The organism is Kitasatospora sp. NPDC091257 (assembly GCF_044757675.1).
In the GTDB taxonomy this organism is placed as follows: Bacteria; Actinomycetota; Actinomycetes; order Streptomycetales; family Streptomycetaceae; genus Kitasatospora; species Kitasatospora lactacystinica.
The window spans coordinates 1-1,492 of record NZ_JBIVVI010001660.1; the positions used below are offsets into that span (position 1 = coordinate 1).

Here is a 1,492-nt window from a genome sequence, read left to right on the forward strand (position 1 = left end):
GGGGCCGTCGCCCGGCCGGCGGGCGCCCCCGGGGCCGGTCGCCGGACTCAGCGCCTGGCGACGTGCTCGGCGCGCAGCGCCGCCTGCACCGCGGCGCCGTCCTGCCAGGCGTAGAGCTGGTTGCCGGTCAGGGCCACGTTGTAGTGCCCGCAGGTGCCGGTGGCCTTGGTCGCGACGCTCTCGGGGAACCAGCCGGCCTTGAGCGCCTGCGGCACCGGGTGCGCGCTCTTGCCCGGCAGCCCGGCGGTGCAGCCGGCGGGCAGCCGGCCCTCCGGGAGGGTGGCGCGCAGCAGGCGGTCGTCGCCCGTGGTGGACATCAGGTACTTCACCCCGGAGGCGTCGTCGGGCAGCCAGGTCGGCATCGACCGGCGGTCCGCCTTGGCCTGGGTGCCGGTCTCGTACGCGCCCTGCTGCTGGTGGTGCTCGTCGTACCAGTCGGACACCCGCGGGCCGATTGCCACAGCCGCCACGGCGACAGCCATGCCGGTACCCGCGACTCCCAGCGCGACCTTGCTCACGATGCCCTTCATGCCCGACTGCCCTCTCCGTGTCGTGACCGATGCGGCCGTTGCCGCTCGTGCCGCTGCCGCTCGTCTTCGCTGTCGGCGGCCGCTCAGGTCCGCGTCACCGACCCGGTCGGCGTGCTCCGCCGTCCGGTGCAACCATCGTGGCCCGTCCGGACCCGTCGGATCGTCACCACCAGGTCGCGAACTTGTCTCCGACCCACGGGGTACCTTCTCCACCTTCAGGCGTATGTCCTCCGGCAGGGACCCTGAGGCCCGCGGATTCCGGACCTGCGGATCCCGGCCCCACGGATCCCTGAGCCACAGGCCCCGGCACCGCCGGTCGCCGGGTCCGTGCCGCTCCGGCGCTCAGGTTGGCACGCCCGGGTCGAGAACGGCCCGAGCCCCGATCGAGCCTTGCTCAAGCCCGGAGCCGCCGCAGCCCGGCCTGCTGCAGCCGGGTCACCGGCCGCCGCCGCTTCGGACCACCACCGCTTCGGGCGACGCGGTTTCAGACCGCCGCCGGTACCGGACGGGCGACCGGGAACGGGCGGCCGTCGAGGGTCCAGTGCGGGTCGATCGGACGCAGCAGCGAGGCGTACACCTGCGCGGCGACGTCCGGATGACGGATCTCGCCGGTGGGCGGGCCGGCCGGGATGTCGTGCCCGGCGCAGGCCACCCAGGCCGTCCGCTCCTCGGCGGTACGGCCACCGTGGCCGCCGGCGTCCACGTGCCCGTGGTCGGTGACGACGATGACCGTCCACTGCTCCTCGGCGTGGGTCGCCCGGCCCCGGACGGCGTCGAGGAGGCGGCCGAGGCGCTCGTCGGCGGTGCGCATGGACGCGCGGTACTCGTCGCCGCAGCCCAGGAAGTGGGCGGTCTCGTCGACGGCGCCGAGGTACACGAAGGACGCCTCGGGGTCGGCGGTGCCGAGGACGTGGACGGCCTCCCGGGTGACCTCCTCGTCCACCGCCTCCCAGGCCTCGGGG

Annotated in this window: 2 protein-coding genes; both read right to left on the minus strand. The window is 75.2% G+C overall.

Annotated features, from left to right (window positions below):
- Positions 1-47 precede the first annotated feature (47 nt).
- A complete protein-coding gene (locus tag ACIQOV_RS41085; RefSeq protein ID WP_401056209.1) occupies positions 48-530 on the minus strand; it encodes a hypothetical protein in 483 nt (160 codons plus the stop codon).
- 484 nt (positions 531-1,014) lie between these two features.
- On the minus strand, positions 1,015-1,492 hold a 478-nt coding region (locus tag ACIQOV_RS41090), incomplete at its 5' end, for an alkaline phosphatase family protein (protein WP_401056211.1).